Annotated in this window: 22 protein-coding genes and 1 riboswitch; of the genes, 6 read left to right on the top strand and 16 right to left on the bottom strand. The window is 62.5% G+C overall.

Annotation, left to right across the window (positions count from 1 at the left end; genetic code table 11):
- Nucleotides 1-57 precede the first annotated feature (57 nt).
- From ACIQUB_RS03665 to ACIQUB_RS03635, 7 genes are all read right to left on the bottom strand, one after another.
- Nucleotides 58-486 (bottom strand): L,D-transpeptidase, encoded by a 429-nt coding sequence (locus tag ACIQUB_RS03665; RefSeq protein WP_026283377.1) that lies wholly within the window; start codon nt 484-486, stop codon nt 58-60.
- Nucleotides 487-594: 108 nt separating this feature from the next.
- Nucleotides 595-1,575 carry an adenosylcobinamide-phosphate synthase CbiB gene (gene cbiB, locus ACIQUB_RS03660; RefSeq protein ID WP_113236184.1) on the bottom strand — a complete coding sequence of 327 codons (981 nt, stop codon included), beginning with the start codon at nt 1,573-1,575 and terminating at the stop codon, nt 595-597.
- Nucleotides 1,572-2,573 carry a threonine-phosphate decarboxylase CobD gene (gene cobD / locus ACIQUB_RS03655; protein ID WP_402928690.1) on the bottom strand — a complete coding sequence of 334 codons (1,002 nt, stop codon included), beginning with the start codon at nt 2,571-2,573 and terminating at the stop codon, nt 1,572-1,574. The genes cbiB and cobD overlap by 4 nt, the downstream gene beginning before the upstream one ends.
- Nucleotides 2,570-3,910 (bottom strand): cobyrinate a,c-diamide synthase, encoded by a 1,341-nt coding sequence (locus ACIQUB_RS03650; protein WP_113236182.1) that lies wholly within the window; start codon nt 3,908-3,910, stop codon nt 2,570-2,572. The genes cobD and ACIQUB_RS03650 overlap by 4 nt, the downstream gene beginning before the upstream one ends.
- Nucleotides 3,907-4,749, bottom strand: a complete 843-nt coding sequence (gene cobA, locus ACIQUB_RS03645; protein ID WP_113011161.1) for a uroporphyrinogen-III C-methyltransferase — start codon at nt 4,747-4,749, stop codon at nt 3,907-3,909. The genes ACIQUB_RS03650 and cobA overlap by 4 nt, the downstream gene beginning before the upstream one ends.
- Before the next feature lie 177 nt (nt 4,750-4,926).
- Entirely contained in the window at nt 4,927-5,877 is a 951-nt protein-coding gene (locus ACIQUB_RS03640) for a nucleoside hydrolase (protein WP_402928687.1), read from the bottom strand.
- 89 nt (nt 5,878-5,966) lie between these two features.
- Nucleotides 5,967-6,386 carry a cobalamin biosynthesis protein gene (locus tag ACIQUB_RS03635; RefSeq protein ID WP_113236180.1) on the bottom strand — a complete coding sequence of 140 codons (420 nt, stop codon included), beginning with the start codon at nt 6,384-6,386 and terminating at the stop codon, nt 5,967-5,969.
- 106 nt (nt 6,387-6,492) lie between these two features.
- Between ACIQUB_RS03635 and ACIQUB_RS03630 the strand changes: the two genes are divergently transcribed.
- Complete coding sequence (locus ACIQUB_RS03630) at nt 6,493-7,278, top strand: TSUP family transporter (RefSeq protein ID WP_113236179.1); 786 nt, start codon at nt 6,493-6,495, stop codon at nt 7,276-7,278.
- 3 nt (nt 7,279-7,281) lie between these two features.
- Here ACIQUB_RS03630 and ACIQUB_RS03625 read toward each other — a convergent pair whose 3' ends face one another.
- From ACIQUB_RS03625 to cobU, 5 genes are read right to left on the bottom strand one after another with little or no spacing between them, the layout of a single operon-like run.
- Nucleotides 7,282-7,707, bottom strand: coding sequence for an EamA family transporter (locus ACIQUB_RS03625; protein ID WP_113236178.1), 426 nt, complete (start codon nt 7,705-7,707; stop codon nt 7,282-7,284).
- Entirely contained in the window at nt 7,707-8,351 is a 645-nt protein-coding gene (cobO, locus tag ACIQUB_RS03620; RefSeq protein WP_037178722.1) for a cob(I)yrinic acid a,c-diamide adenosyltransferase, read from the bottom strand. Before cobO ends, ACIQUB_RS03625 begins: the two co-directional genes overlap by 1 nt.
- Before the next feature lies 1 nt (nt 8,352).
- Nucleotides 8,353-12,528: a cobaltochelatase subunit CobN gene (cobN, locus tag ACIQUB_RS03615; RefSeq protein WP_402928685.1), complete on the bottom strand. Its 4,176-nt coding sequence runs from the start codon at nt 12,526-12,528 to the stop codon at nt 8,353-8,355.
- Nucleotides 12,529-12,537: 9 nt separating this feature from the next.
- The gene (gene cobW / locus ACIQUB_RS03610) at nt 12,538-13,587 is read right to left on the bottom strand and encodes a cobalamin biosynthesis protein CobW (protein WP_113238884.1); all 1,050 of its coding nucleotides are present in this window, start codon (nt 13,585-13,587) and stop codon (nt 12,538-12,540) included.
- Nucleotides 13,588-13,591: 4 nt separating this feature from the next.
- On the bottom strand, nt 13,592-14,110 hold the full coding sequence (gene cobU, locus ACIQUB_RS03605) for a bifunctional adenosylcobinamide kinase/adenosylcobinamide-phosphate guanylyltransferase (protein ID WP_113238876.1): 519 nt from the start codon (nt 14,108-14,110) through the stop codon (nt 13,592-13,594).
- A gap of 110 nt (nt 14,111-14,220) precedes the next feature.
- Nucleotides 14,221-14,614, bottom strand: a riboswitch (cobalamin riboswitch).
- 246 nt (nt 14,615-14,860) lie between these two features.
- Here cobU and ACIQUB_RS03600 point away from each other — a divergent pair.
- Nucleotides 14,861-16,651 carry a chloride channel protein gene (locus ACIQUB_RS03600; RefSeq protein ID WP_018900664.1) on the top strand — a complete coding sequence of 597 codons (1,791 nt, stop codon included), beginning with the start codon at nt 14,861-14,863 and terminating at the stop codon, nt 16,649-16,651.
- Here the strand turns inward: ACIQUB_RS03600 and ACIQUB_RS03595 are convergent.
- Complete coding sequence (locus ACIQUB_RS03595; RefSeq protein ID WP_113238877.1) at nt 16,648-18,102, bottom strand: cobyric acid synthase; 1,455 nt, start codon at nt 18,100-18,102, stop codon at nt 16,648-16,650. The two genes, ACIQUB_RS03600 and ACIQUB_RS03595, sit on opposite strands and share 4 nt — an antisense overlap.
- Nucleotides 18,103-18,541: 439 nt before the next feature.
- Between ACIQUB_RS03595 and ACIQUB_RS03590 the strand changes: the two genes are divergently transcribed.
- The gene (locus ACIQUB_RS03590; protein WP_402928683.1) at nt 18,542-18,889 is read left to right on the top strand and encodes a hypothetical protein; all 348 of its coding nucleotides are present in this window, start codon (nt 18,542-18,544) and stop codon (nt 18,887-18,889) included.
- A 6-nt stretch (nt 18,890-18,895) separates the two neighbouring features.
- Here ACIQUB_RS03590 and ACIQUB_RS03585 read toward each other — a convergent pair whose 3' ends face one another.
- Nucleotides 18,896-19,051 carry an entericidin A/B family lipoprotein gene (locus ACIQUB_RS03585; protein ID WP_018900667.1) on the bottom strand — a complete coding sequence of 52 codons (156 nt, stop codon included), beginning with the start codon at nt 19,049-19,051 and terminating at the stop codon, nt 18,896-18,898.
- Nucleotides 19,052-19,206: 155 nt separating this feature from the next.
- The gene (locus ACIQUB_RS03580; RefSeq protein WP_026283379.1) at nt 19,207-20,148 is read right to left on the bottom strand and encodes a LysR family transcriptional regulator; all 942 of its coding nucleotides are present in this window, start codon (nt 20,146-20,148) and stop codon (nt 19,207-19,209) included.
- A gap of 72 nt (nt 20,149-20,220) precedes the next feature.
- On the opposite strand from ACIQUB_RS03580, the gene ACIQUB_RS03575 reads away from it, so the two are divergent.
- Together ACIQUB_RS03575 and ACIQUB_RS03570 are read left to right on the top strand one after the other, a co-directional pair.
- Nucleotides 20,221-20,475, top strand: coding sequence for a hypothetical protein (locus ACIQUB_RS03575; protein ID WP_113238879.1), 255 nt, complete (start codon nt 20,221-20,223; stop codon nt 20,473-20,475).
- A 78-nt stretch (nt 20,476-20,553) separates the two neighbouring features.
- On the top strand, nt 20,554-20,754 hold the full coding sequence (locus tag ACIQUB_RS03570) for a hypothetical protein (protein WP_111561972.1): 201 nt from the start codon (nt 20,554-20,556) through the stop codon (nt 20,752-20,754).
- Nucleotides 20,755-20,835: 81 nt separating this feature from the next.
- On the opposite strand, the gene ACIQUB_RS03565 is transcribed toward ACIQUB_RS03570, so the two are convergent.
- Nucleotides 20,836-21,036, bottom strand: coding sequence for a hypothetical protein (locus ACIQUB_RS03565; protein WP_162737582.1), 201 nt, complete (start codon nt 21,034-21,036; stop codon nt 20,836-20,838).
- A gap of 11 nt (nt 21,037-21,047) precedes the next feature.
- On the opposite strand from ACIQUB_RS03565, the gene ACIQUB_RS03560 reads away from it, so the two are divergent.
- Nucleotides 21,048-22,067 (top strand): GlxA family transcriptional regulator, encoded by a 1,020-nt coding sequence (locus ACIQUB_RS03560; RefSeq protein ID WP_018900461.1) that lies wholly within the window; start codon nt 21,048-21,050, stop codon nt 22,065-22,067.
- The last annotated feature ends 5 nt before the right edge of the window (nt 22,068-22,072 follow it).

Genomic DNA, 22,072 nt, shown 5'->3' with positions numbered 1-22,072 from the left:
TCAAACAGCATGCACCGAAAGGCAGCCGGCAACCGTTTCCGCGACGTTTCGCCTCGCTCAGTTGGTCACGACAACCCGCGTATTGGCCAAGCCTGCCTGCCGCGTCATGTCGAAAAACTGTGCCGCATTATTGGGATGCAGGCGAATGCATCCATGCGATGCCGGGCGGCCGAGACGCTTGAGATCGAAGGTCGCATGCACCGCGTAGCCACCATTGAAGAACACCGCGTATGGCATCGGCGCATCGTCATACTTCTTCGAGCGATGATCGCGCGACAGCCACTTGGCGCTCCACGAACCAACAGGTGTCCTATAACCGGAGCGCGCCGTCGAAACTTTCCAGCGATATTTGACGAAGCCGTTTTCGGTGACCGTCATGGTTTGCGAGCTGATGCTGATCTTCGCGATCAAGGTCGAGGCCTCGGCAGCAACGGCCGATAACTGCAGCAATACGATCGCCGCAGCTCCTGCAAGTATAGTTCTCATCGTCCCCTCGTTCATTCTGCATGAATACAGTTGAACAAGACTACGCCGGGAGACGTTACATCCGCTTAAGGAGCATGGTAATCAATATGATAACAGTATCGCGTTGATCTACAGAAGAAACAGGAAGAACACCAGCGCGACAAAGGCGAGAACCGAACAGCTGGCATAAAAGACGGAGACCGCGCTCTCGATATCCTCGATGACGGCGGTCTCTCTGCCTCCGCCGTTGATCATCGGCTCCATCACCACGACACCGGAATAGACGCGCGGCCCCGCGAGTTGCACGTTGAGCGCGCCCGCCATCGCCGCTTCCGGGCGTCCCGAGTTCGGCGAGCGATGCATGCCCCCGTCGCGCATCGCGATCTTGAACGCCTCGCGGCAAGCATCGCCGCCGCGTCGGAGCCACGCACCCGCCGCGATCAGCGCGATCGACAGCCGCGCCGCCGGCCAGTTCGCAAGATCATCGAGCCTCGCCGACGCCCAGCCGAAATCGACATAGCGTTCCGACTTGTGGCCGATCATCGAATCCGCCGTGTTGAGCATCTTGTAGGCAAGCAGACCCGGCAGGCCGAACACCAGATACCACAGCGCCGGCGCGACGACGCCATCCGAAAAGTTCTCGGCAAGGCTCTCGATCGCCGCCCGGCAGACGGCCGGCTCGTCCAGCGTCTCCGGATCGCGCCCGACAATCATCGACACGGCCTTTCGCCCACCATCGAGGCCACCCTGCCGAAGACCGGTGGCAACCGCCTCGACATGATCGGCAAGGCTCTTCTGCGCCAGGAACACCGTGACGCAGAGAACCTCGAGCAAGATGCCTGCAAGCCCGAACAGCGCGAAGAACAGATGCAGCGCCACACCAGCAGCGATCGCGATCAAAAGCAGGGCCGCGATGACGAGCATACCGTTGCGCCGCCGGGTCTTGCCCGACAGTTCCGTGCGGTTGAACAGCGTCTCCATCCGCGAGATCGCCTTGCCGAAGAGCACGATCGGGTGCGGCAGCCGCGCCCACAGCACATCCGGATCGCCAACGATCCTGTCGAGCATAAGAGCAAGCACCAGCACGAGAAGATTCAGTTCAAAAATCATCGATTGAAGCTCATCAGGGCATCGGCGAGCCTGAGGTCGCCAGTGGTATCCGCGGTCACGCCGAAGCGCAGCCAGGAAGGGGCATAATCGAACTTGCGGACCAGAATGTGGTGCACGCACAGATGTGCCTGCAACGCATCCGCGGCCTCGTCTTCGACCAGCGAGAAAAGCGCGGTGCCGCCGCGAATGCGAAGCCCGCCTTTGGTCAGAACGTCGCGCATCGCCTCGCTACGCTCAGCGATCGCGCGCCGCAGCGGCTCGGTATCCGTGCGCAGAAGGGAAGCGGCGATCGACAGTGCAGGGCCAGAGACAGCCCAAGGGCCGAGCAGGCTCTCGAAGCGATCGAGAAGCTCCCGCGCCGCAATGACGAAACCAAGCCGCAGCCCGGCAAGACCGAAGAATTTGCCGAAGGAGCGAAAGACGATGAGATTGGCGTGATCCACGACATCGCCAGCAACGCTGGCCTCGGGCACAGTATCGCCGAACGCCTCATCGACCACGAGAATCCCTCCCCGCGCCGCCAACCGGCGTGCAAGATCAAGGAGCATCTCCGGCTGGTAGATCCTGCCATCGGGATTGTTGGGATTGACGATGACGATAAGCGCGTGATGGTCACCGATCTCGTAGATCCCATCAAGCCGATCGACAGGGACACCCGCCATCACGAATGCCCGCTCATATTCACCATAAGTCGGCCCGAGAACCGCGACGCACCCACCCGCCGCAATCAAGCGCGGCAGAAGCTGAATGACGGATTGGGTGCCGGGCACCGGCAACGGCAGGCTGACGCCGCTCCCATAATATTCCCGCGCCGCCTCGCGCGCCTCGTGGACGAGATGCTGATCCGGCAGCCGGTGCCAGGCGCGCATGGGGATCTCCGGCAGGACGGCCGGAAACGGGCTGATCCCGGTGGACAGGTCGAGCCAATCCTCAGGCTTGCCGCCATAAAGGGCTGCGGCAGCCGTTATGCCGCCGCCATGGATGATCGGGGCATTCATCGTGCCGGTCCGCCCGCGCTACCCGCCGGTCCGCTCATCTGCGCTGCCACATCGATGAGATGCATATAGGACCCGGCCACCTGCCAGCGCTGCAGGCCGGCCGTGCCGAGATCGTTGTTCAATGCGTCGGTCACCTTGAAAAGCCGGTCCGCCTCGCCTTCCGAAACCACCGACGAATAATGAAACTCGTGCGCCGTCATCGGTTGCGTGAAGAACGAGCCGTTGATCGGATAGACCCGGCGATAGCCGAGATGACGCCTGCGCTCCTCATAGCTGGTGACCAGCGGCAGCAGACCGAGCATTTCGTGGCGCTCACCACTGGCGTCAACCAGCCCGTCGCCCATAACCATGTAACCGCCGCACTCCCCATAAATCCGCACCCCGCCTTCGGCCGCCTGGCGCATGCTCTCGCGAAAGGTCGAAGCAGCCGCGATCCGTCCGGCATGCAGTTCGGGGTAGCCGCCGGGAAGATAGATGGCGTCGGCGGTCCGGTCCGGCTGTTCGTCGGCAAGCGGCGAGAAAAATGAGATATCGGCACCACGACGCCGCCAGCCGAGCAGCATGTGCTCATAGCAGAAGGCGAAGGCGATATCGCGCGCCACGGCGATCCGGCTGCCGAGCGGCGGCAGGCGGTCGATATTGGCGGTCGAGGGCCGTGCGAAACCCTGTCTTGCGACACGCATCAGGAAGTCGAAGTTGCAGTTCTGCGAGACCGCCTGCGCCGCATGCTCGACGAATTTCTCCAGCGCCTCATGCTCGCCAGCCTGCACCAGACCGAGATGCCGCTCCGGCAGCGCGATCTCGGCGTCGCGGCGCACGACGGCGATCACCGGCATGCGGCTAGCCTCGAGCGCCTGGCGCAGCATCATCTCATGCCGATCGCCGCCAACCTTATTGAGGATGACGCCGGCGATCCGCACATCGGCGCGGAACCCGGCAAAGCCGGCCACAAGGGCCGCGACGGATTGCGACATATGCGAAGCGTCAACCACGAGAACGACCGAAAGCCCCAGCATCGCCGCCAGATCCGCCGCCGTCCCCTTTCCGTCGGCCGCCCCGTCGAACAGGCCCATCATCGCCTCGATGACCAGCAGCCGGTCGCCGGAGCGATGCAGTGTCGCGTTCGCCGCGATCAGCTCGGGGCGCATCGCCCAGGGATCGAAATTGAGGCAGGCGACGCCACTTGCCGCAGCATGAAAGGCAGGATCGATATAGTCAGGCCCCGCCTTGCCAGGCGCGACCTCCACCCCGCGCTTGCGAAGCGCCCTGAGGAGCCCAAGCGTCACCGTCGTCTTTCCCGACCCGGAGGACGGGGCTGCAATCAACAGACCACTCATGCCGTCTCCTTACTGCCGGACCTCCGGAACGGATCGGGATGCAACCGTCGTCCGGCCAGCGCACCCAGCCAATCGAGAGAACCACGCAACCGCACAACCTCGCCGACCACCACGATCGCCGGCGGCTCGATACCCGATGTCAGCGCCGCGGCCGGTGCCTCGCCGAGCGTTGTTTCCAGCACCTGTTGCGCGCTCGTCGACGCGTTACAGACGAAGGCGACCGGCTCGTTGCGCGAGCGCCCCGCGGCAATCAGGTTGGCACTGATCTCGGCAATATGCTTCATCGCCATATACATGACGATGACGGGCGAGCCCTTGCCTATAGCATCCCAGTTTATCGCGTCCGGCACCAGCCCCGATGAATTGTGGCCGGTCAAAAACGTCACCGCATGATTGATGTCGCGGTGGGTCACGGGGATACCCGCATAGGCAAGCCCGCCGATCCCCGCCGATATCCCCGGCACGATGCGAAACGGGACGTTATATTCGACCAGCGTCAGCGCCTCTTCGCCGCCACGACCGAAGACGAAGGGATCGCCACCCTTAAGCCTCAGAACGCGATTACCCGCCTGCGCGAGTTCGACGAGGCGAAGCGAAATGTCGCGCTGTTTGGCGGAAGGCTTGCCGCCGCGCTTGCCGGCATATTCGAGAACGGCGCCCGGCCGCGCCAGCTTCAGGCATTCGGCATCGACCAATGCATCATGCACGATGACATCGGCTTCCATCAGCCCCTTGACCGCAAGCAGCGTCAAAAGGCCCGGGTCGCCGGGCCCCGCGCCCACGAGCCAGACACTGCCGGGGTCCATCGCCGGGAGGTGAGAAAGTACCGTTTCGATCATGACGATGATCTATGCCCGGCGGCCGACGACGTCAACGCCGCAAACGCGGCGAAGATGCACGACACGATCACGCCGATTACAGCCCGCCAAGCGGACTCAGATTATGAAGATATCGGCGCAAGCGGCTGAATGGATTCGCCAATGCGCTTGCGCCGAAATACTGATGACGATTGCCGACTAAGCGTTGAGCAACGTGTCGCGGATCAGGTCGATGACCTCTTGCGACTGAATACCGGTGCAGGCGATCTGGCTCGGCAGGCCGTCCCAATCGCCCGGCGGGAAACGACGGCCGTCCTGCTTGATGATCGTCTGGCCATCGGCGATGCCACCGCACACGACCCGCATCGCGCCCGAGATCGTGGTGAACAGCTCCGGCGCCACGACATAGACGCAGGCGCAGCTGTCATGCACCATCATCCCGTCATCGACGGCATGCTTGTAGAAATCGATGTAGAACTGCGAGAGCTTGTCGAGCAGCTGCACGGCCTTGTCGCCCTTGGCAGCCATCTCGCCGAGATAGCCACGGCTCATCGTGGTGATGGCGGTGACATCGAGACCGATGACGACAACCTGCCACGGCGCGGTCAAAACGATATCGGCGGCCTCGGGGTCGCCATGGATATTGGCTTCGGCCACAGGTGTCACGTTACCAGGCACATAGAAGTTGCCGCCCATGATGACGACCTGCTTCACAAGCCCGGCAATCTCAGGATCTTCCTTCAGCGCCAGCGCAAGGTTGGTCATGCGCCCGACGGCGACCAGCGTCACCTCACCCGGATTGGCGCGCACGGTGTCGATGATGAACTTGTAGGCCGGACGCGGATCGAGCGGCACGTCGACCACCTCGGGAACGTTGATGTTGCCGAGCCCGTCATCGCCATGCACGAAGGTCGGCCAGGCGCCTTCCTTGCGCGACGGATCGATCGTCACACTCGCGCCCTTGGCGACGGGTGCCGGAATGCTCCATTCGCGCTTGAGGAACAGCGCATTGCGCGTCGTCGTCTCGATCGAGGCGTTACCGAACACGGTCGTGATGCCGATCAGATCGATGTCGGCATGACGGTGCAGGAAAAGCAGCGCCATCGCATCGTCAACACCCGGATCCGTATCGTAAATCACCTTATGCATAATCGTCCCTCTTGCATGTTTTCATGTCATCTATTGGCAGCCGCACGACAGAACCGCTGCGGCTGCATCGGCGGTCACCATAGCGAGCGCTATTCTTTCCGCAACAGGGCGCGTGCGATCGCGGCCGTCGCATGCGCTGATTTGATTTTCGGCAGCACAAGCTCGGCATGGGGGCCGATCGCCGCAAGTGCCGCGGATTCCGCAACCCCATGGCAGCCCACCCGCGCAAAGACGACATCGGAAGGGTTCTTGATCCTCGGCGTCTCCCGCTCGAGCGTTTCGGCATCGAAGAACACCGAGGGAACCGCAAGGCGCGCGGCAACCAACGCCATCGCCGGCTCGCCGCGACGGGAATCGATCGACGCCAGCCCGGCCACCTGATCGGGCGCGACTCCCGCCAACTCCAGAGCCGAAGCGACCAACGCCATGACTTCGTCGGGCGATGTCGCGCGCTCGCAGCCGAGGCCGAGCACGTAGCGGCGGGTCGTATCGAAGGAGAGTGCGGTCATATCAACGAAATGCCGGTTGCCTGTGTCACGCAAGCCATTGCAGCCTCAGCCCGTAAATGCAACAAGCGCGCCGACACAGTGCATTAGCATTCCCACAGGTTTCCCTTTGTCCGATCTTGCCCCCCACCTGCTCTTTCTCCTTGCTCTCGCAGCCTTCTTTGCCGGTTTCGTCGATGCGATTGCCGGCGGCGGCGGCCTGATCACCGTTCCGGCCATGCTGATAGCGGGCATCCCGCCACTCCAGACGCTGGGTACCAACAAGGTGCAATCGGTATGCGGCGCGGCATCGGCCACCATCGCCTACGCCCGCAAGGGCCACGTGAACCTGCGCGATCAGCTACCGATGGCGTTGATGGCGGTCATGGGTGGTGCACTCGGCGCGGCACTTGCAACGATCGTGCCGGGCGATGTGCTGAGGGCAATCATGCCGGTGCTCCTGATCGCGATCGCGCTCTACTTTGCTCTGAAGCCGAATCTTGGCGATGTCGACAAGCACCGCCGCATCACACCCTTCGCCTTCGGTCTCACGCTGGTGCCGGCCATCGGCTTTTACGACGGCGTCTTCGGCCCCGGCACCGGTTCATTCCTCATGCTCGGCTTCGTGTCGCTGGCTGGCTTCGGCATGCTGAAGGCGACGGCCCACACCAAGCTATTGAACTTCGGCTCGAACGTCGGCGCGCTCGCGATCTTCGTGTCCTTCGGTGCCATCCTCTGGAAGATCGGCCTGATGATGGGCGTCTGCCAGTTTCTTGGCGCCCAGCTCGGTTCGCGGCTCGCCATGCGCATCGGCGCCAAGCTGATCAAGCCTCTGCTCGTCATCGTCTGCATCGCGTTCACGATCAAGCTCTTGTCCGACCCCGCCAATCCGCTGCGCGTCTGGCTGGGGCTCTGAACCTCAGAACAGCGCGAGAAGCAACGCTCCTGCGGCGATCAAGCTGACGCCGAGCCAGTTCATCATGTTCAGCTTCTCGCCGAGAAAGACGACGCCGAAGATGGCGACGAGAACAATCGACAGCTTGTCGATCGGCGCGACGCGCGCCGCATCGCCGATCTTCAAGGCGCGGAAATAGGCAAGCCAAGACGCGCCCGTCGCAGCGCCGGAAAGGCATAGAAACAACCAGGTCTTCGACGAGATGCTGGAGAACGGCTGCCACTGCCCGCTCGCCAGCACGATGGCGCTGCTGATGACAAGAATGACGACGGTGCGGATCAGCGTCGCGAAATCCGAATTGACACCGGCGACGCCGATCTTCGCGAAGATCGCCGTCAGCGCCGCGAAAGAGGCGGACAAGACCGCCCAGAAAACCCAACTCTGCGTCATCAGAACTCCACGCCCGCCTGCCCCTTGATGCCCGAGCGGAATGGATGCTTGATCAGCTCCATCTCCGTCACCAGATCGGCAATTTCGATCAGCTCATCCTTGGCATTGCGCCCGGTGAGAACGACGTGAGTCATATAGGGCTTTTCCGTTTTCAGGAACTCCACGACCTCGTTGATATCGATATAGTCGTAGCGCAGCGCAATGTTGATCTCGTCGAGCAACACCATGGAATTGCGCTCGTCGCGGATCAGCTCCTTCGCCTTCTCCCAGGCAGCACCCGCGGCCGCAACGTCGCGGGCGCGGTCCTGCGTTTCCCAGGTGAAGCCCTCGCCCATCGTGTGGAACTGGCAGACATCGGAGAAATGCTTTTCGATAAGGTCGCGCTCGCCCGTCCACATCGCACCCTTGATGAACTGCACGACGGCCGATGGCTTGCCATGCGCGATATGGCGGAAGATCATCCCGAAGGCGGATGACGACTTGCCCTTGCCCTTGCCGGTGTGGACGATGATCAGGCCCTTCTCGCCCGTTTTCGTCGCCATGATCTTGTCGCGCGCGGCCTTCTTCTTGGCCATCTTCTCGCTGTGGCGGGCATCGTCGTGGCCAGTGGCCTCCGTCGTGGTCTCGGTGGTTTCCTCAGTCATGTCAAACTTCCCCGGATGCAATCTTCAATCGGTCGGCGGTGTCGGCACCGCCTGATCTGTCGTGTGTATGGTCTGTGGCAGCAAGATCGAACTGCGCCGAATTGCTGCGCGGCGTCCAGAGCCGTCGCTCGATCGCCTCCAACAGCCGCTCTCTCATCTCGTCGTAAGCGTGCGGATTCTTCTCGATCATGAAATCGCGCACGCGCTGATCGACGACGAAGGCCTGGTAGACCGCCTCGAAATGATGGTTGCCGACAGCCCCTGTGGTCGCAGCAAATGCGAAGAGATAATCGACGGTCGCGGCGATCTCGAAAGCGCCCTTGTAGCCATGGCGCATCACGCCATCGATCCACTTCGGATTCACGACACGACCGCGCACCACGCGAGCGATCTCCTCTTCCAGCGAGCGGATGACCGGCTTCTCCGGCATGGAGTGATCATTGTGATAGATCGACGGCCTGCTGCCGCCGAGCGTTTCCGCCGCCGCCGCCATGCCGCCTTCGAACTGGTAGTAGTCGTCGCTGTCGAGCAGGTCGTGTTCGCGGTTGTCCTGGTTCTGCACAACAGCCTGGATGGAGCGAAGCCGCTCCTCGAAGACACCGCGCTCGGCCCGGCCCTCTTCGCCGGCGCCATAGGCGTAGCTGCCCCAGACCAGATAGGCCTCCGCCAGATCGGCACGCCGCTCCCAGCCCTTCTCGTCGATCAGCGACTGCAGCCCGGCGCCGTAAGCCCCAGGCTTCGACCCGAAAATCCGATACCCTGCCCGCCTCTTCGCCTGCGCCGCATCTAGCCCAGCCTCTTCAAGCCGCGCCGCCTCGCCCCGCATCCGCGCCGCGATCGGATTATCGTCAGCATCCTCATCCAGAGCCCCGACAGCCCGGATCGCTTTGTCGAACAGCGCGATCTGCTCCGGAAAGGCATCGCGGAAAAAGCCGGAGATGCGCAACGTCACATCGACGCGCGGCCTTCTGAGCATCGCCGGCGGAATGATCTCGTAACCGGTCACCCGCCGTGATGTCATATCCCAGACCGGCTTCACGCCGATCAGTGCCAGCGCCTGGGCAATATCGTCGCCGCCGGTGCGCATGTTCGACGTCCCCCAGGCCGTCAACCCGAAGGACACCGGCCATTCGCCGTGATCCTGCACATAACGGCGGACCAGAAGCTCGGCCGACTTCTTGCCCAACTCATAGGCCGCCGGCGTCGGCACCGCGCGGCTGTCTACGGAGTAAAAATTCCGCCCCGTCGGCAACACATCCGGCCGCCCGCGCGTCGGTGCGCCCGAGGGGCCGGGGGCGACGAAGCGGCCATCGAGGCCACGCAGCAGCCCTTCGATCTCGGCGTCGCCGCAGGCGAGGATGGCAGGCTTGAGGCGGGTTTCGATCTCGTGGAGGACGGCTCTGGTTTGGGACCAGAGGGTTGGGACTGAAAGTTCGCCGGACACGAATTTGGCGGCCAGCAGTTCGATACGCTCGACGGTGTCGCCTTGGGTGCGCCACGGATCGGACGAGACGTCCGCGAGGATATCGGGGCGTGGGCCGGTCCATTCAGCAGCCATGTCGCAGTCGAGAGGGTCAAAGGTTGCGCTGGTGGATGGGGTGCCCCCCTCTGCCCTGCCGGGCATCTCCCCCACAGGTGGGGAGATTGGCTGGGCTTGCCCGCTCGCTCGAACCTCGCCGTTTGGTTGGGGAGCAGACCACGAGTCGATCTCCCCCCTTGTGGGGGAGATGTCCGGCAGGACAGAGGGGGGTAATCCACCCACCAAGCTCCCCACCACATCACCAACACTCCCAAAAACATCCCCAGCAATCGCCCGCTGCAAACTCCGGTCACCACCCTCACCCAGCCCGCGCGGCACCCGCGCCAACGCCACCGTCAGATCCGTCAGCAACCGCCCTGCCGGCGATACCCCAAACACATGCAGCCCATCGCGGATCTGCATCTCCTTGAGATCGCAGAGATAGGCATCAAGCTTCTTCAACGCCTCACTCTCGCTCTCCCCCTTCGCGATACCCGCATCCTGATCAAGCCCGATATCCGCAACCAGTTCGAGGATCTGCTTCCCCAACAGCCGAATCCGTCGCGGATCGCCACCAGACGCCTCATAATATTCGTCGACCAGCGCTTCGAGATCCTTCAGCGGCCCGTAGCTCTCGGCCCGCGTCAAAGGCGGCGTCAGGTGGTCGATGATCACGGCGGCGGTGCGGCGCTTGGCCTGCGTTCCCTCGCCGGGGTCATTGACGATGAAGGGATAGAGATGCGGCAGCGGCCCGAGGATCGCTTCCGGGTAGCAGCTCTCCGAAAGCGCCAGCGCCTTGCCCGGCAGCCACTCGAGATTGCCGTGCTTGCCCATGTGGATCACAGCGTGCGCATCGAACTGATGGCGCAGGAAGGCGTAGAAGGCGAGATAGCCGTGCGGCGGCACGAGATCCGGCGAGTGATAGCTTTCCTTGGGATCGATATTGTAGCCACGCGCCGGCTGGATGCCGACGAGCACATCGCCGAAACGCGTGAACGGCAGCGCAAACGCGCCATCCACGACATAGGGATCCGCCTCCGGCTCGCCCCAGCGCGCACCGATCTCGTCTTGAATCTTTTTCGGAAGAGTTGCGAGGAAATCCTTGTAACGACTCACGGAAAGCGTCTCGCGGATAACCTTCCCGTCACGCCCGGAATTGGTCGGCCCATCCACGATATGACGCATCAGCGCGTCACCATCAGCAGGGATATCGGCGACCGGATAACCGGCCTTGCGCATCGCCCGGAGCACTTCGATCGTGCCCGCGGGCGTGTCCAGACCGACGCCGTTTCCAAGCCTGCCGTCGCGGTTCGGATAGTTCGCCATCACAAGCGCCACCCGCCGCTCGACCGGCTTTGCCTGCCGCAGCCGGGCCCAGTTGGCGGCAAGCCGCGCCGTATAAGCCATGCGTCCCGCATCCGGTTCGCTGGCAACGATATTGGCCTCGACCAACGCATCGTAGCGCGCTGCCGATTTGAACGAGACCGCGCGGGAAAGAACGCGGCCATCGACCTCGGGCAACGCCACGTTCATCCCAAGATCGCGTGCCGAAAGCCCTTGCGAGGAGCTTTCCCATGCCTCCTTCGACGATGCGGAAAAGATCGCCTGCAGCACGACGGCGTCGCTGGCCTCGAGCACCGTTGGCTGCCGCTCCGCACCGGGCGCAGAGACCGCGAAGCCTGTTGTGTTGATGACGACGTCGGGCTTTGTGGCCGCGAAGACGCTTTCGAGGATGCCCTTGGAGACGGGGTCCTTGAGGCTGTAGGCGAAGACCGGCAGCGGTCGGATTCCTTGAGCGAGAAGAGCCTCGATCAGCGCCTCGACGGGTCGCGTTTCGCCGCTTTGCACCAGGGCGCGGTAGAAGGAGATGGCGATGGTGGGGGTGTTCGCGGTGGCTAGCGCCTCACTCGCGATACCCCCCTCTGCCCTGCCGGGCATCTCCCCCACAAGGGGGGAGATCGACTCGTTGTTATCTCCCAGCCAGACAGTTGAGGTTGGAGCGAGCGGGCGCTCCCAGCCAATCTCCCCACCTGTGGGGGAGATGTCCGGCAGGACAGAGGGGGGTAACCCGCCCGCCGACAGCAGCCGCCACTCCTCAACCCCGACAACACCCCGCCCCGGCCACCAGATCCCGGCCTTCATCAACGGCACTGCCGCCTCCGGCTTCTCAGCCCCTGACAGCATCGCCTCGGCGTAGTCGAGAAACGCATGCGTGTTCGCATCGCCCCCCTCGATCAGATAGGCCCAGAGCGCATTCAGATCCTCAAGCGGCACGTTCGAAAACGGCGTCAACCCCGCATCCGGCTTCGAATCTCCCGGCAGCACCGCAATCAGCGCCCCATGCCGCGCCGCCGCCGCATGCAGCGCCTCGAGCGCGTAATGGAAATAACTGGCCCCTCCGAGCGCCCTGACGATGATCAGCTTCGCATGCCGCGCCGTGCGTTCGATATAGGCATCGACAGACATCGGATGCTTGAGGCTCATCAGGCTGGCGATGCGCAGCGACCGCGCACCTGCTCGTCGGCCATGCGTAGCCGCTACCGCCGCCAGTTCGGTGTCGGCGGCGGAGAGGAACAGGATATCGCCGGGAGACTGACCAAGATCGATCGCCTCCTCGCCGTCGCTGATCGTTCCCTGCTGGGCTAGGAGAAGGTGCATCGTATTGCCTTATGCAAGCGCCTCGATCGCCTTGCGCACAGCACCCTCATCCATCTCATGCAACCCGATCACCACCAGCCGCGTGCCGCGCGCCTCGCCGGCAGCCCAGGCGCGGTCGAAATAGTGGTCGATACGGCTGCCGACAGCCTGCAGCTGCAGGCGCATCGGCTTGCCGGGAACGTCGACGAAACCCTTGACGCGCAGAACGTCGTGCTCGGCAATGATGCCCTTCAGGGTTTCGACAAAGGCGGCCGGATCGGCGATCGGCCCGAGCTCGACGACGAAGCTGTCGAACTCGTCGTGATCATGCGGCGTGCCGTCCTCATGCTCAAGTTCGTGATGGGACTTGCGGTTGCCGATATCTTCCTCGGTGCCGATGCCAAGGCCGAGCAGAACGCTTGCCGGCACGTCGCCGTTCTTCGCCTCGATCATCGCGGGCTTGCGCGCCGTGCGCGAAGCAACCTCGTCGCGGACGCGGGCAAGGCCGGCGCTGTCGATGAGGTCGGTCTTGTTGAGCACGATCAGGTCGGCGCAGGTGAGCTGGTCTTCGAAGAGTTCCTCGATCGGGCTCTCGTGATCGAGCGTCTCGTCCTCAACGCGGCGGGCGTCGACGGCATCGTGATCGTCGGCGAAGCGGCCGGCGGCGACGGCAGCGCTGTCGACGACGGTGATCACACCATCGACGGTTACCTGCGTGCGGATGTCGGGCCAGTTGAAGGCGGCGACCAGCGGCTGCGGGAGAGCTAGGCCCGAGGTTTCGATGACGATATGGTCCGGACGGTTCTCGCGCTCCAGGAGCTTGCTCATGGTCGGGATGAAGTCGTCGGCAACCGTGCAGCAGATGCAGCCATTGGTGAGCTCGATGATATCGTCCTCGGTGCAATTCTCAGCGCCGCAGCCCTTCAGCACTTCGCCATCGACGCCGAGATCGCCGAACTCGTTGATGATGAGCGCGATCTTCTTGCCGCCCGCATTGGTCAACAGGTTGCGGATCATCGTCGTCTTGCCGGCGCCGAGGAAGCCGGTGATGACGGTGGCGGGGATCTTTTGCTGGTTCATCAATTCAACCCTTCATTTTCAGCGGCAGTCCCGCCGCGATAAAATACACATCCGCGGCGACCGCCGCGATCATCTGGTGCAGCCGCCCGGCATGGTCGCGAAATTCGCGCGCCATCCGGTTCTCGGGCACGATGCCGAGGCCGACTTCATTGGAAACGATGACGAGGCGCGCCTTGGCCTTCGGCAGACAGGCGGCCAGTGCCGCAAATTCCGCCGCCATATCGCGCTCATCCATCATCAGATTGGTGACCCACAGCGTCAGGCAATCGACAAGCACCGCCCGCCCCTCGCCGTCGATCGCGGCAAGTTGGCCGACGAGATCGAGCGGCTCCTCATGCGTCGTCCAGAGGTCACCGCGATCGGCCTTGTGCTGGTCGATCCGCGCACGCATCTCCTCGTCCCACGCACGGCCGGTGGCGATGTAGTGGCGCTCAAGGCCGCTGTCGATGACGAGCTGTTCGGCAAAGCGCGACTTGCCGGAGCGGGCGCCACCTAAAACAAGCGTAGAGGATGCGGTCGTCATGCGTGGACGACTTCAAAGGAGCGCGTCCGGCCTGACGCCGACGCCAAAATCTCATTGTCTGCCATGACAACCTCCGTGCTGGCATTGGGCACACTTGCCCAGGGGTGGGCTTTGCGCCCGGCACGATTGGCAGGTCTCCTGGCTCGCGGGTCCAGGCGACGATCGGAATAGCCACGCAGGCCATCCCGATCGTGCCATCGGTTCTTCCTCGCCTTCCCGGCTGCAATCATGAAAAGGCGGACGATTCGTAGATAAGGAGGCGTCCAACCCCGGTTGATCATGGCTTGCGTCGCCAGTGGCTTTTCCGCCGCCTTCAGCCCCTCGCCCGCCTGCACCACGCAGGCAGCCAGCTTGGGAGCATCCGACGCCGGACGGAAGACCCTGACCGCTCTACAGTCGCGGGGTCGGCTGTGATGAAGGCGCCCTGGTTGGGTCCACCCCGTCACATTCCCTTTTCATCCGCACCGCTTTTGGCGATCCGGAACCATCCGTTATCGATCCATGGTTAGGCAAGCGCGGCTGCGAAGTCAATCGACCGCCAATCGCGGCCACCAGCCAAATTGACTGATATCAAACACCAAGACGATCATCTCTACCAGATTTATCGTCTATTATCAGAGACTTAATGTCATAAAAACTTGTTGCGTCAGCCGGGTTTTTGCCGCATTTGCAGCGCATGCGGCGCAGCACCGCAAATGTCCCCTCCTTTACCACCCTTGAACGGGCTTTCGCCCGCCTAGTTTCCCCATCATGCGCCTGAAAATCAATCTTAGACGGCTCGGCCCGCTACACACACTGCTCGATGCGGGGCGCATGCGCGCGCTCCTGAGGCGCAGCGAGATGGGCATGGTTCTGGCCGGCGCGCTGATCGGCGTCACATCAGGCCTCGCCGTCACCGGCATGAGCCTCATCTCGCGCGAGATGCACAGCCTGATCTTCGGGATCAGCGACGTAGAGCGTCTGAGCTCGTCTCAAATCGACGACAAGTTCCTGCTGATGGCGGCCCCCGTCTGCGGCGGCATCCTGCTCGGCCTGTTGATGTATGTGCTGGCGAAGACCCGCAAGAAGCCGATGGTCGACCCGATTGAGGCCAACGCGCTGCATGGCGGCCGCCTGTCCTTGACCGACAGCATCATCGTCGCCATCCAGAACCTGATCTCCAACGGCTTCGGCGCCTCGGTCGGCCTCGAGGCCGGCTACACGCAGTTGGCGTCTGGCATCGCATCGAAACTCGGCTTCAAACTGCAGCTGCGCCGCGCCGACTTGCGCGTTCTCGTCGGCTGCGGCGCCGCCGGCGCCATCGCGGCCGCCTTCAACGCGCCGCTGACGGGCGCCTTTTATGCCTTCGAGCTCATCATCGGCACTTATACGATCGTGTCGCTCACACCCGTCGTCGTCTCGGCGCTCGTTTCCACGCTGGTCGCACGGCTGCTGGCTGGTAGCGACTTCATCATCGATGTCGGCGATTTCGGCACCGTCATGCCGGCTGATTATGTGCCGGCCATCCTGCTCGGCGCCTTCTGCGCCGGCATCGGCATCCTGATCATGCAGGGCGTCGCCTTTATCGAGGAGCTCGCACGCCGCAGCTCGATCGCGCTCCCGTTCCGCCCGGCGCTTGGCGGCATCATCGTCGGATTGCTGGCGCTGGTGACACCGCAGGTGCTGTCGGCAGGCCATGGCGCCCTGCATCTCAATCTCGACCGCGAGGTCGTGATTCCCGTGCTGATCGGCCTTTTCCTGCTGAAGGCGCTGGCCTCGGCGATCTCGATCGGCTCCGGCTTCCGCGGCGGCCTGTTCTTTGCCTCGCTGTTCATGGGCGCGCTGCTCGGCAAGTTCTTCGCCTATTCGGCCCCTTATTTCGCCCATGCGACGCTGACGCCGATCATCTATGCCGTCGTCGGCATGAGCTCGCTTGCCGTCGCCGTCATCGGCGGGCCGTTGACCATGACCTTTCTGGCGCTGGAGATCACAGGCGACTTCCCGATCACGGCGTTGGTCTTGGCCGCCGTCATCACCTCGTCGCTGGTCGTGCGCAGCACCTTCGGCTACTCCTTCGCCACATGGCGTTTCCACCTGCGTGGCGAAAGCATCCGCAGCGCCCATGATGTCGGCTGGATCCGCAATCTGACGGTCAACAAGCTGATGCGCGCCGACGTCAAGACCGCGAAGGTCGGCATCAGCATCGAGCAATTCAAGGAAAGCTTCCCGATCGGTTCGGCCCAGCGCGTGATCCTGGTCGAGGACAGCGGCAAATATGCCGGCCTCGTGCTTGTGCCCGATATCTACGCCAACCTCACCGACACCGCCGACGAGAGCAAGGGCCTCGACGAATTCGTGCGCTACCGCAACGACTTCCTGACACCGCAGATGAACGCCAAGCAGGCCGCCGCGATCTTCGACAAGACGGAGAGCGAAGCGCTTGCCGTCGTCAACAATCTCGTCGAGCGCACCGTGGTCGGCCAGCTCAGCGAAGCCCACACGCTGCGCCGCTACAGCGAAGAACTGGACCGCCGCCGCCGCGAGGTCTCGGGCGAGATTTAACCCAACAGGTTGTCGAGCCAGCGCTTGTCCAGATGCGTTTCGAGCTCGGCGGCAACCTCGTCAAGCGCCTGCTCGACGCCGGCGCGATAGTCGCGGCTTTGGCCCGTCAGGCCGAAGCTTGCGAGCAGCCGAGACCGGTAGCCATCGCTGGCAAACAGCCCGTGCAGATACGTCCCAATGACACGCCCGTCCCCGGATATCGCGCCATCAGGCTTGCCATCGACGATCGCGAAAGGCCGCACGCGGTCGGCGCCTTCGGTAATCCCGAGATGGATCTGGTAGCCCGAGAGGGCCTCGCCATTCTCGGCCGAAACCGCCACGCTGTTGCGAACGGTCTTCTCCGCGTCCATGACGGTCTCGACGTCGAGCAAACCGAGCCCCTCGATCTCGCGCACACTCCCTTCGATCCCCAGCGGATCACGCACCATGCGCCCTAACATCTGGTAGCCGCCGCAAATGCCGATGACCCGTCCGCCGCGCCGGATATGCGCGGAGAGATCCTTATCCCAGCCTTGAGCCCTGAAATCCGCAAGATCGGAAATGGTCGACTTCGAGCCCGGAAGGATTATCAGCTGCACATCGGCAGGTAGCTGTTCGCCAGCGCGAACGAAAACCAGCTCCACATTCGGCTCCGCCAGCAGCGGATCGAGATCGTCGAAATTCGCGATCCGCGGCAAAACCGGAACCGCGATCTTCAGAGCCCCGGCCTGCCCCCGCGCCAGCCGCTCCAGCGCCACCGAATCCTCGGCCGGCAGCCGCGCGGCGGCCTTCAGCCACGGCACGACGCCGAAACAGGGCCAGCCGGTGAAACGCCCGACAGCAGCGATCCCGTCGTCGAACAGCGACACGTCGCCACGAAACTTGTTGATGATATAGCCCGAGATCATCGCCCGGTCCTCGTCAGACAGGATCGTGTGCGTCCCGACCAGCGAAGCGATCACCCCGCCGCGATCGATATCGCCGACGAGCACGACCGGCACGCCGGCCCTCGTCGCAAAGCCCATATTGGCGATATCGCCGGGCCGCAGGTTGATTTCGGCCGGCGACCCCGCCCCCTCGACGATGACGAGATCGGCGCCGCGCGAAATCCTCTGAAAGCTCTCGGTGACATAGTCGAGCAATTGCGGCTTCAGCCGCTGGTAGTCGCGCCCCTTGGCCTGCCCCCAGACCTTGCCCTGCACGATGATCTGGCTTCCCACATCCGATTGCGGCTTGAGCAACACCGGGTTCATGTGCACGGAGGATGGCACGCGCGCGGCCATCGATTGCAGCCACTGCGCCCGCCCGATCTCGCCGCCATCATCGGCGACCGCGGCATTGTTCGACATGTTCTGCGGCTTGAACGGGCGCACCGAGATGCCGCGATTGGCAGCCAGCCGGCATAGGCCGGCGACGAGCACCGTCTTGCCGACATCCGAGCCGGTTCCTTGCAGCATGATGGCTTTGGTCATTGGCGCGGCGCTCCTCAAAACTGAAGACGGCGTACAACGGCGTTTTAGTCCCGGTCAATCGCAACGGCTCAATCGGAGCCGCTTGAAATGCGAAAGCCGCGCAGACCTAAGGTCGCGCGGCTTGCCGAAATACGCTGGCGCTTTGCCCATACACGGCCAAGCTCACGTTCCCCGGGACGCAATACCTGATCCGGAGAAGCAGCGGTTGTCCCCCGCCACGTCGCTATTCTTAACGCCACATTGTTACCGGATGGTTAGTGAGCACTTAACCAAATATGAATTCGCGCCCTTTTGACGATTTTGTTTCGGCAACGATATGAGCGGGTTGAGACAGGCTGCCGCACAGGCGACAGGTTTCCGCAAGCAAGCACGTTGCATATAAGTCGCCAAAGACGACTCGCCGCTTCCAGCGACGAATGACACGACATGGAGAATGACGATGACCTCAGCCCCGTTTCCCGATTCCGAGACGATCGCCGCCAAGTTTTCCGCGCTGGGCGAACAGGACAAGTCCTATCTCGGGCTGATCATGGAAAATCCGGTGCAGGACGACAGCCTGATTGATGGCGTCCATCGTCACCTCGACAATGCGTCGCGCGCGCCGTTCCTGAATTCGCTGAAACTCGAGGCATTCGGAAAATGGGTTGGAGACGCAGCGCCGCCGCGTCTCCAGATTCGCTTGATGGAAGCTTCCAAGTCCAGTCAACATCCCGCCTATGCCGCCTTCCGCAAGGGCCTGACGGCATCGGGTGGACTGGAAAAAGCCTATCCGCAGGCGAAAATCTGAGCCGGCTTACTTCTTGGCAGCGTGATTGACGCTACGGCCGGCATCCTGCGTGGCGTTGACGGCGTTTGCCGTATCGCGACCGACGCCACGGATGGTGTTGGCGCAAGAAGCAAGAGTGAACAGAAGCATGATGGCAGCACCAATCTTTACCGTGGTGGTCATAGTCGGAAATCCCTTGTTTAAAAAACCGCTCTCCGCAGCCAGTCGCACGACTGCTGCGCGCTGATAACGCACTGAACCCAAAAAGGTTTCAGCCGGACTTCTCTTTTTTAAATGAACGATATTAGCCGGGCACGAATTCCGTGCCCGGATGACCGTCAGGCAGCGATCGCCTTGGCCTTCTCGCTGAATGCCAGTCGGATGCTTTCGGCCACCGTTTTCATCGGCGCGGTCATCTGCGAGACGGTCAACAGGCGGATATCGAAGGAGCCGAGTTCGGGCAGCCCGTCCTGCGCGCCGAGGATTTCCATATCCTCTCCGACATAGGAGCGCGGCAGCGGCGCGATCGCGAGATCGGAGACCACGGCGGCGCGTTGCGCCATCGTATGGCCGCTTAGAAACGCCACGCGGAAATCCCGCTTCATCCGCTCGAGCTGCGCAAGCGCTTCCAGCCGCCAGATGCACCCCTCTTCCCATATGGAGATCGGCAGCGGCTCGCGGCGATGCGCGGTACCGCACTTGGCGCCGGCCCAGACCAGCCTTTCGCGATAGACGATCTCGCCATCGGTCGGCAGCGGGCGCGTGGCGCAGTTGATCAGCGCCAGATCGAGCCTCTGCTCCTCCATGCGCTTGCGAAGCCCCAGGCTCATGTCGATGGTGACATCGACCATGATGCCGGGAAAGTTCTCGGCGAAGTTCTTCAGGATGCCGGGCAGGATGCGCTCGCCGATATCCTCCGGCGCCCCCAGCCGCACGACGCCGCTTAACTCCGGCATGATGAAGCGCGACACGGCCTCATTGGAGAGAGCCAGCATGTTGCGTGCGTACGACAGCAGAACCTCGCCATGCTGCGTCAGCGAAACCGAGCGCGCGTCGCGCAGAAACAGCGTCGCGCCGAGCTGCTCTTCGAGTTTCTTGATCTGCATGGACACCGCCGACGGCGTTCGGAAGACGGCTTCGGCGGCCGTTGAAAAATTGCCGGTCTCGGCGATCGCCACGAAGGTGCGCAGCACATCGTTGTCGAGGAGCGGAATGGGACGGCGAAGCGGAGCTGTCATCATCTCATCTTTCAATTTTCTTGATACATAACACAATATCATTTTGTTTGATTGAAAGTCAACGGAGGTTCAGTCTGGTTGGCATCGGATTACTTCGATGAAGGAGACAAACCGATGACCACTCGAACCCTCATAGACAGCCTGCGCGACTTCATCGCCCGCCGCCGTGTTCTGGCGATGCGACGCACCGCCATCGAACAGATCGCCCGCCAGCCCGGCCACCTTGCCGCCGACGTGAACGTGCCGCGCCGGTATGTGCCAGCGGGCATCACCGTCGTCATCGTCAGCGCCATTGGCTGCCCGATCCAGATAATCGGCCAATCATTCAAAATGATTGATGATAGCCATAAACTCTATTCGTTTGATTGATGGGCCGCAAAGCACCATATCAGTAACAACGAATTCACAACCGAGAGACGTCGGTCGATACGAGAAAGGACATTCGACATGACCACGATCACCTTCAGAGACAACAAGCTGCCCCATGTGGCTCATCACGACCACTCCCTGTCAGCCTACGCCCGCAAGGTTGCCCGCGCATGGCATCAGTGGCAGGCAGCACGCGAAATCGAAGCCATGCCGATCGACATGCGCAAGGATTTTGGCTGGCCGTCGGCGGATAATGTAGACGACCACAAGGCGATGTAATGGATGCGACATACCTCCCCGCATGAGAGCGGCGCCTGCTTCCCCGCAGCGCCGCTTTCGTCGTTTTAGGCCGCTCGTGATTTAATCTTGAATATCAGGAACATGTATTTCCAAACCGACTTTTGGCGAACATTTGTTCTTGTCAAAAGCCAATTGACCGACGTCAATTAAAGCAATGTCGCATTTTTGCTCTTTGCGGCCGCATTTTTCCATGAGAATGTCGCTTTCTGAATATCTAAGCGGCGCAATCCAAGCACCAATAGCGCATTGGCCCTCCATCATGGATTTCTCGCATGAGCAAGATGTCGCATAAGAAACGCTCCATCGTCTTCTTCATGGTACCGCAGTTTACGATGCTGCCCTTTTCGGCCGCGATCGATACGCTGCGCATCGCCAACCGCATGCTGGGTTACCAGGCCTATACCTGGCGCCTGACCTCGGTTGATGGCGAAAAGGTCTATTCCTCCTGCGGCATCGGCGTCGAGGCCAACACATCGCTGGCAGACGAGCGTCGCAATCTCGGCGGCGAAAACCGCCCGAGCATGGTGCTGGTCTGTTCCGGCATCGACGTCGAGGAATTCAACAACAAGTCCGTCAATGCGTGGTTGCGCGAATCCTACAATCGCAGCGTCGCCGTCGGTAGTCTCTGTACGGGCGCGCATGTGCTTGCCCAGGCTGGTCTCCTGAATGGCAAGCGCTGTGCGATCCACTGGGAAAACCTGCCGGGCTTCTCCGAAGCCTTCCCGCAGGCGGAGGTCTATGCCGATCTCTACGAAGTGGACAGCAATCTCTACACCTGCGCCGGCGGCACCGCCTCGCTCGACATGATGCTCAACCTCATCGGCGAGGATTTCGGCGAGACGCTGGTCAACCGCGTCTGCGAGCAGCATCTGACCGACCGCGTGCGCAGCCCGCACGACCGTCAGCGCCTGCCGCTGCGCGCCCGTCTCGGCGTCCAGAACGGCAAGGTTCTGTCGATAATCGAATTGATGGAAGGCAATCTCGCCGAGCCGCTGTCGCTGCTGGAGATCGCCGACGGCGCCGGCCTGTCGCGCCGACAGATCGAGCGCCTGTTCCGCCAGGAAATGGGCCGCTCCCCTGCCCGCTACTATCTCGAGATTAGGCTTGATCGCGCCCGTCACCTGCTGGTGCAGTCGTCGATGCCTGTTGTCGAAGTGGCGGTTGCCTGCGGCTTCGTCTCCGCGTCGCATTTCTCCAAGTGTTATCGCGAACTTTACCACCGCTCACCGCAGCAGGAGCGCGCCGAGCGGAAGATGACAATGGCGACCGCCCGCCAAGCCATCGCGGCCTGAGCCCT

Origin of the sequence: Rhizobium sp. NPDC090275 (genome assembly GCF_044772225.1) — a bacterium.
GTDB lineage: Bacteria > Pseudomonadota > Alphaproteobacteria > Rhizobiales > Rhizobiaceae > Rhizobium.
This window is presented reverse-complemented; position numbering and strand designations above follow the sequence as displayed.

Excerpts from the sequence above, each read along its gene's own strand:
- cobU (WP_113238876.1), bottom strand. The coding sequence starts at position 14,110 with ATGACGACCGCATCCTCTACGCTTGTTTTAGGTGGCGCCCGCTCCGGC.
- ACIQUB_RS03625 (WP_113236178.1), bottom strand. The coding sequence starts at position 7,707 with ATGACGCAGAGTTGGGTTTTCTGGGCGGTCTTGTCCGCCTCTTTCGCG.
- ACIQUB_RS03590 (WP_402928683.1), top strand. The coding sequence starts at position 18,542 with ATGACCTCAGCCCCGTTTCCCGATTCCGAGACGATCGCCGCCAAGTTT.
- cobO (WP_037178722.1), bottom strand. The coding sequence starts at position 8,351 with ATGACTGAGGAAACCACCGAGACCACGACGGAGGCCACTGGCCACGAC.
- cobW (WP_113238884.1), bottom strand. The coding sequence starts at position 13,587 with ATGAACCAGCAAAAGATCCCCGCCACCGTCATCACCGGCTTCCTCGGC.
- ACIQUB_RS03665 (WP_026283377.1), bottom strand. The coding sequence starts at position 486 with ATGAGAACTATACTTGCAGGAGCTGCGGCGATCGTATTGCTGCAGTTA.
- ACIQUB_RS03600 (WP_018900664.1), top strand. The coding sequence starts at position 14,861 with ATGCGCCTGAAAATCAATCTTAGACGGCTCGGCCCGCTACACACACTG.
- cbiB (WP_113236184.1), bottom strand. The coding sequence starts at position 1,575 with ATGATTTTTGAACTGAATCTTCTCGTGCTGGTGCTTGCTCTTATGCTC.
- ACIQUB_RS03565 (WP_162737582.1), bottom strand. The coding sequence starts at position 21,036 with ATGATGGAGGGCCAATGCGCTATTGGTGCTTGGATTGCGCCGCTTAGA.
- ACIQUB_RS03575 (WP_113238879.1), top strand. The coding sequence starts at position 20,221 with ATGACCACTCGAACCCTCATAGACAGCCTGCGCGACTTCATCGCCCGC.
- ACIQUB_RS03595 (WP_113238877.1), bottom strand. The coding sequence starts at position 18,102 with ATGACCAAAGCCATCATGCTGCAAGGAACCGGCTCGGATGTCGGCAAG.
- ACIQUB_RS03570 (WP_111561972.1), top strand. The coding sequence starts at position 20,554 with ATGACCACGATCACCTTCAGAGACAACAAGCTGCCCCATGTGGCTCAT.
- ACIQUB_RS03585 (WP_018900667.1), bottom strand. The coding sequence starts at position 19,051 with ATGACCACCACGGTAAAGATTGGTGCTGCCATCATGCTTCTGTTCACT.
- ACIQUB_RS03560 (WP_018900461.1), top strand. The coding sequence starts at position 21,048 with ATGAGCAAGATGTCGCATAAGAAACGCTCCATCGTCTTCTTCATGGTA.
- ACIQUB_RS03640 (WP_402928687.1), bottom strand. The coding sequence starts at position 5,877 with ATGCATAAGGTGATTTACGATACGGATCCGGGTGTTGACGATGCGATG.
- ACIQUB_RS03635 (WP_113236180.1), bottom strand. The coding sequence starts at position 6,386 with ATGACCGCACTCTCCTTCGATACGACCCGCCGCTACGTGCTCGGCCTC.
- cobD (WP_402928690.1), bottom strand. The coding sequence starts at position 2,573 with ATGAATGCCCCGATCATCCATGGCGGCGGCATAACGGCTGCCGCAGCC.
- ACIQUB_RS03580 (WP_026283379.1), bottom strand. The coding sequence starts at position 20,148 with ATGATATTGTGTTATGTATCAAGAAAATTGAAAGATGAGATGATGACA.
- cobA (WP_113011161.1), bottom strand. The coding sequence starts at position 4,749 with ATGATCGAAACGGTACTTTCTCACCTCCCGGCGATGGACCCCGGCAGT.
- cobN (WP_402928685.1), bottom strand. The coding sequence starts at position 12,528 with ATGCACCTTCTCCTAGCCCAGCAGGGAACGATCAGCGACGGCGAGGAG.
- ACIQUB_RS03650 (WP_113236182.1), bottom strand. The coding sequence starts at position 3,910 with ATGAGTGGTCTGTTGATTGCAGCCCCGTCCTCCGGGTCGGGAAAGACG.